This window comes from Thermodesulfobacteriota bacterium, assembly GCA_035325995.1.
In the GTDB taxonomy this organism is placed as follows: domain Bacteria; phylum Desulfobacterota_D; class UBA1144; order Nemesobacterales; family UBA2774; genus JADLGH01.
The window spans coordinates 113,348-119,931 of sequence record DAOKYU010000010.1 but is presented as its reverse complement, the minus strand read 5'-3'; the positions used below and the strand labels follow the sequence as shown (position 1 = coordinate 119,931).

At 60.7% G+C, this 6,584-nt stretch carries 3 protein-coding genes; all 3 read right to left on the bottom strand.

Annotated elements, in window-relative coordinates; translation table 11 throughout:
- Window positions 1-489: 489 nt before the first annotated feature.
- From PKC29_12990 to PKC29_12980, 3 genes are read right to left on the bottom strand one after another with little or no spacing between them, the layout of a single operon-like run.
- The gene (locus PKC29_12990; GenBank protein HML96332.1) at window positions 490-1,983 is read right to left on the bottom strand and encodes an efflux transporter outer membrane subunit; all 1,494 of its coding nucleotides are present in this window, start codon (window positions 1,981-1,983) and stop codon (window positions 490-492) included.
- Entirely contained in the window at window positions 1,980-5,306 is a 3,327-nt protein-coding gene (locus tag PKC29_12985; protein ID HML96331.1) for a multidrug efflux RND transporter permease subunit, read from the bottom strand. The genes PKC29_12990 and PKC29_12985 overlap by 4 nt, the downstream gene beginning before the upstream one ends.
- Before the next feature lie 3 nt (window positions 5,307-5,309).
- Complete coding sequence (locus PKC29_12980) at window positions 5,310-6,515, bottom strand: efflux RND transporter periplasmic adaptor subunit (protein ID HML96330.1); 1,206 nt, start codon at window positions 6,513-6,515, stop codon at window positions 5,310-5,312.
- Window positions 6,516-6,584 lie beyond the last annotated feature (69 nt).

The window sequence follows — 6,584 nt, the reverse complement described above, 5'->3', positions numbered from 1 at the left end:
TTCTATTTAATCACCAGACTTGCCCCGCCGAAGACATCGAGTGGATGAGCGTTAAGAATCCGACCTACCTTACTCTTCCCTCCCCCTCCCAGGGGGAGGGTCAGGGTGGGGGTATAGTATTTAGAGCATTTAGCGAAGGAACGATGATTTTGCACGCCTCGCGTGCAGGATTCCGAAGTAGCAGCAGTCTTGCTATTACCACCTGACGCGCTTCAGGTGACTTTAGCACCTTCTATGCTATGTCGAAAAAGACACTACGTGTCCCCGGCCCGGCGGCTCGCAGCCGCACGCAATCGAAGTAGCAGCGCTCTGCCATTGCCACCAGCCGCACTTCAGGTGGTCTTAGCAACTTCGGTTCCTACGATCGTAAAACACACTCTGTGTGCTTTTCATCCGGAAAAAGTAGAAGTCCTTTGTACCTGCTTTTTTGCCTTTAATCCCCCCCCTTAGAAAAAGGGGGTGGAGGGATTTATTTTTTAGGAATTGTCCCTACTGCCTCGCCTCTCCGGCCGCTTCCCCCGCCTTCCCCGCAGCCTGCTGCGCGCGGACGTCTTCCTCGTAATACTCCCATCCGCCGCCGAGCGCCTTGTACACCGCAACGAGTGACGTGCGAAGCTCCGTCTCGCTCCGTGCGAGCTCGCTCTGCGTTTCGAGAAGCGTCCGCTCCGCGTCGAGCACGTCCAGGAAATTCGCGACGCCGTAATCGTACCTCATCCTCGCGAGCTCCATTGCATTCTCGCTCTCTTTAACCGATTCGACGAGGTACTTGTGCCTCTCTATCTGGTTGTTGTGGTCGACGAGCGACGAGTCCACGTCCTCGATAGCAGCGAGCACCGTCTGCTGATACGCCGCGAACGCAGCCTGCGTGCGCGCGTCGGCGGCCTCGACCCTCTGATACACCCTTCCCAGGTCGAACGCCGGCCAGAATATGCTCGGCCCGACGCCGAACGCCCCCGCTCCGCTGTCGAACAGCCCCGAGAACGTCGTCGCCTGGAGCGCCGCGCTCCCGAGTATGCTTATCCTCGGGAACAGGTCCGCCGTCGCGATGCCTATCGATGCCGTAAACGCCGCGAGCTGCCTTTCGGCCACCCTTATGTCGGGCCTCCTTTCGAGGAGCTCGACGGGCGTCCCGACAGCGACTACGTCGGGCACGGCCGGGAACGGCTCGGGCTTCAGAAGCTCGGCAAGGTAGGTATCGGGAAGCTGCCCCGTGAGGACCCCGATCCTGTATATGGCCTGCTTGACCTTCGTTTCGAGCGGCGGGATAAGTGCGAGCGTGTTGTTGTACTGCGCCCTCGCCCTCGACACGTCGAGCGCCGTCCCGCGCCCTCCTTCGAGGAGCGTTATGGTAAGGTCGAGAGTGTTCTTCTGGTTCTCCGCGTTCCTCCGCGCGACGGCAAGGCCGTTCTGCGCGCCGCGGAGCTCGAAATAGTTCCTCGCCACCTCGGCCAGTAGCGTCACGACTACGTCCTGCCGCGTCGCTATGCGCGATTCGAGCTCTGCTGTGTCGGCCTCTATCGTGCGCCTTATACGTCCGAAGATGTCGAGCTCCCATACGGCGTCGAACCCGGCGTCGAAAAGCTCGGTGTTCCTGTCGGCCCCCGGGAACGTCTGGGCCCTGGACGACCTCTGCCAGGTGTAGTCCCCCTGGAACGGCACTATCGGCGCGAGCTCGAACTCGGTTTCGGCCCTGAGGGCGCGTGCTTCGAGTATTCGGGCCGTCGCGATGTCGATGTCGTAGTTACCGGCGAGCGCGTCGCGAATGAGCCTGTCGAGAATCGGGTCCTGGAACTCGCTCCACCACTCGATCTCGACGGCGTCGGTCCTGTAGTCCTTGGCCCCCGCGTCCTGGAACGACCCGGGAAGCGGAGTCTCGGGCTTCTCGTAGTCCGGGCCGACCATGCAGCCCGTGAGAAAACCCCCGGTGAGGAAAACCCCCGTGAGGAGAATAGTTTTCAGTATGGCGGCCGTTGAATATCTCATTTCGCTTCGACACTCCGGTTCTTTCTCGATTCGGTGAACTTCCTTATGACGACGTAGAATATGGGCGTCAGGAACAGCCCGAAGAACGTAACCCCGAACATGCCGGCGAACACCGACGTTCCGAGCGCCTGGCGCATCTCGGCTCCCGCCCCCGCCGCTATAACCAGCGGCACGACGCCCAGGATGAACGCGAACGACGTCATCAATATCGGGCGCAGCCTGACGCGGGACGCCTCGACGACGGCCTCCTCGCGCTCCTTGCCCTGTTCCTGGTAGTCCTTTGCGAACTCCACGATTAGAATCGCGTTCTTACACGCAAGGCCCACGAGCACGACGAACCCGATCTGTGTCAGAATGTTGTTGTCCATTCCCCTGAGCCACAGGCCCGCGAGCGCCGACAGAAGACACATCGGCACGATCAGAATAATCGCCAGCGGGAGCGACCAGCTCTCGTAAAGAGACGCCAGGATCATGAAGACGAACAGGACGCAGAGCGGGAATATGAATACCGCCGCGCTTCCCTGCGTCACCTCCTGGTACGCGAGGTCCGTCCATTCGTACCCCACGCCCGCGGGCAGAATCCGCCCTGCGAGCTTCTCCATCGCGGCGATCGCCTGCCCCGAGCTGAACCCCGGTATGGAATCGCCGCTCACCTCCACCGCCGGGAAGAGGTTATACCTCACCACCCTGTCGGGCCCCGTCTCGTCTTTGAGCGTAACGACTGAGCCGAGCGGCACTGTCGCCCCGTTGGCGCTCCTCGTCCTTAGCTTCAGTATGTCCGCGGCATCCTGGCGGTAGCCGCCCTCGGCCTGCGCCGTAACACGGTACACCCTTCCGAAGAGGTTTATGTCGTTCACGTAAACCGAGCCCAGGTACACCTGGAGCGCGTCGAATATGTTCGTAAGCGGTACGTCGAGCTTCTTGGCCTTCTCGCGGTCCACCTCGGCGTACAACTGGGGCGTGTTCAGGCTGAACGTCGTGTACACCCTCGTAAGGCCGGGCTCCTGGTTCGCGGCGCCGATGAGGGCGTAGGAAGCGTTGGCGAGCTCTCTAAGCCCGACGGCCCCCCTGTCCTGAACCATCATCTTGTACCCGCCGGCGGTGCCGAGCCCCCTTACGGGCGGCGGCGAGATTACGAGCAGCCTCGCCTCCTGTATGGTCGAGAGTCTTATACTGAGGTCCGTTATTATTTCGTTAAGCGATGGGCCGTGCTTCGCCCTCTCGTCGAAGGGATCGAGCGGCGTGAATATAACGCCCGCGTCCGAGCTGTTCGAGAACGTCGCACCCGAGAATCCCGAGAGCCCGACCGCGTACGCTATGCCCGGAGTGTCGAGAATAATCTTCGTCGCCTCCTGCACGACGGCGTCCGTCCTTTCGAGCGAGGCCCCGTCCGGGAGCGCCACGTCTATGATGAGGTAGCCCTGGTCCTGCGCCGGGATGAAGCCCGTCGGCACCTGCGTGAACCCGAGATACGTGAGCCCTATAAGGCCGGCGTATACGAACAGCGCTATGGTGCTGAACCTGAGCAGCCTGTTGACCGTGCGGCTGTACGAATGTGATGCGCGCTCGAAGAGAGTGTTAAAGCCCCTGAATATCTTCTTCAGCACTAGGTTCACGTACGGGCTGATGAACCATCCGACAACAGCGCCTACCAGGAAGAGCCCTATCCTTATGGCCCAAACGGTTACCCCGGCCTCCCCCGCCATGTCGTGCTGCCCCGGCAGCGACGCCAGCGCCGGCGCGATAAACGCATAGGCGAGGAAGCCGACTATCGCCGCTATACCGACCCTCGGCAGAGGCTCCTGGTGCTCGGCCTCGCTATCGGGCTTGATGAGCTGAACCGCCCTCGCCGGCGCGAGCGACAGCGCGTTCACGGCCGACAGAATCGTCGACACCGCTATCGTCAGCGCGAACTGCTTGTAGAACTGCCCGCTTATCCCGGGCAAAAACGCGGTCGGTATGAACACCGAGCTCAAGACCAGCGTAATAGCCAGGACCGGCCCCGTGATCTCCTTCATCGCGCGGAGAGTCGCCTCCCTCGGCTCGTATCCCATACCCATCCACCGCTTGATGTTCTCGACGACGACGATCGAGTCGTCGACGACGATACCTATGGCCAGAACGAGGCCGAACATTGACAGGTTGTTGAGCGAAAATCCGAATGCCGCCATGACGGCGAACGTACCGACCAGCGACACTATGGCGTCTATCATCGGCAGGATAGCCGCCCTCCAGTCCTGGAGGAACACGATTACGACTATGAAAACGAGAATAAAAGCTATGTACAGCGTATGGAAAACTTCGTCTATAGACTGCTGAACGAAAACGGTCGGGTTGTATACGATCCTGTATTCGAGGCCCTTGGGGAAGTTCTGGCTGATCTCGGCCATCGTTTTTTCGATGTTCTGCGCCGTGGCCAGGGCGTTCGACCCCGGGAGCTGGAACACGCCTATGGCCTGCGCCGGCTTCCCGTCGAGGTAGCTGTTCCTCGCGTAATCGAGCGCGCCGAGCTCGACGCGGGCGACGTCCTTGAGCTTCGTCGTCCTCCCTTCCTCGCCCGTCCTGACGACTATGTCGCCGAACTGCTCCTCGTCGAGGAGCCTTCCGAGCGTGTTGACCGAAAGCTGAAACGCGTTACCCTGCGGCACGGGAGGCTGCCCCACGATGCCCGCGGCTACCTCTATGTTCTGCTCGCGGAGCGACTGTATGACGTCGTTCACCGTGAGCCCCAGCGAATAGAGCTTCTCCGGGTCGAGCCATATCCTCATCGAGTATTCCCTGGCGCCGAATACGGTGACGCTGCCGACGCCCTGGATACGCGTGAGAACGTCGTACACGTTTATGAGTGCATAGTTACTGACGTAGAGCTGGTCGTAAGTGTCGTCCGGCGAAACGAGGTGAACGACGAGCAGCATGTCGGGCGAGCTCTTCCTCACCGTGACGCCTATACGCCTCACCTCTTCGGGAAGCCTGGGCTCCGCAACCGACACCCTGTTCTCGACGAGGACCTGCGCCTTGTCGATGTCCGTTCCGAGAGCGAATGTGATGGTGAGCTGCATCGCGCCGTCGCTGGTAGACTGCGACGACATGTAGAGCATGTCCTCGACGCCGTTTATCTCCTGCTCGAGCGGCGTCGCGACCGTCTCGGCGATAGTCTCCGGGTTGGCCCCGGGGTATGACGCGCGCACGACCACCGTCGGCGGCGTGACCTCCGGATACTGGCTTACGGGGAGTGTGAAATACGCGATCAGACCGACGATTACGATAAGTATGGATAGGACCGTCGCGAAGATCGGCCTGTCTACAAAAAACCGGGAGAACATTAATTACCCTCCAGTGCTTCCTTTGGGGCTGCCGGACGCGATACCGGGCGTGAGAAAATTATCGTTCTTGACCACGAGGGCTTGCTCGACAGGGCTTACGACCGCCCCCGGGGCGACCCTCTGTAAGCCCTTTACGATGATCTTGTCTTCGGGCTTCACCCCGCTCCTTATAACCCTGAAGCCGTTGATCTTGGGCCCGAGCTCGACCTGCCTGTATTCGACGGTATTCTCGGGGTTGACCACGAGGACGAACTTCTGCGACTGGTCGCTGCCTATGGCCTCGTCGGGGAGGAGAATAGTCTCGTAAGGAGCGCTTCCGACTATCTTTATCTTCGCGAAGAGCCCCGGCGTCAGAATATCGCCCGGGTTCTCGAACACGCCTCTCCCCCTGATGGTGCCCGTCTGGGTGTCGATCCTGTTATCGAGAAAATCGACGTAGCCCTTGTGCGGGAACCCGGTCTCGTCCGCGAGCTCCAGGTAGGCCGGGCTCTCGCTCTGGCGCGATTCGGGGCGAAGCCCCTCTTTTTCGAGACGGTTGTACCTGAGGAACGACTGCTCGTCGGCCTCGAAGTAGCAATAAATCGGGTCGAGCGAGACAATCGTCGTAAGGAGCGTGCCGCCCGTCCCGCCGTTAATGAGGTTCCCCTCGGTTACGTATTTTCTGCTTATGAGTCCTGTTATCGGCGCCCTTACCTGCGTGAACTCGACGTTCAGCTTCGCGGCGTCGACGGCGGCCTCGGCCTGCTGCACCGTGGCCTCGGCGACCTTCTCGTCAGACGCCCTCGTATCGGCCTCTTCGACGGAGATGGCCTTTGCGCTGAGAAGGTTCTTCGCACGCGCGAGATCGTTCTGTGCCAAAGAGAGCCTCGCCTTGGCCAGCTTGAGCTCCGCCTCGGCCCTGTCGAGCTCGGCCTGGTACGGCCTCGGGTCGATGACGAAGAGGAGGTCCCCCTCCTTCACGATCTGGCCGTCCTTGAAGTGAATCGACTGCAGGTAGCCGCTCACGCGGGCCCTCACGTCGACCGAATCGACCGCTTCGAGACGCCCCGTGTACTCGTCCCACTCCATGACCTCCCTGACAAGGGGCTTGCTCACCGTGACCTCCGGAGGAGGCGGCGCGGCAGGTTTCTGGCCCTTGCAGGCCGCGAGCAAAACACCCGTGGCGGCGAGAGCTATTATGAATACAGCTGTCCTTTGAAATGTACTCATTTTATCTGGCTATCCTCGCATCGTGATTTGACGCAGACACTTATCGACTGTCTTTCAGCATTTCCGGGC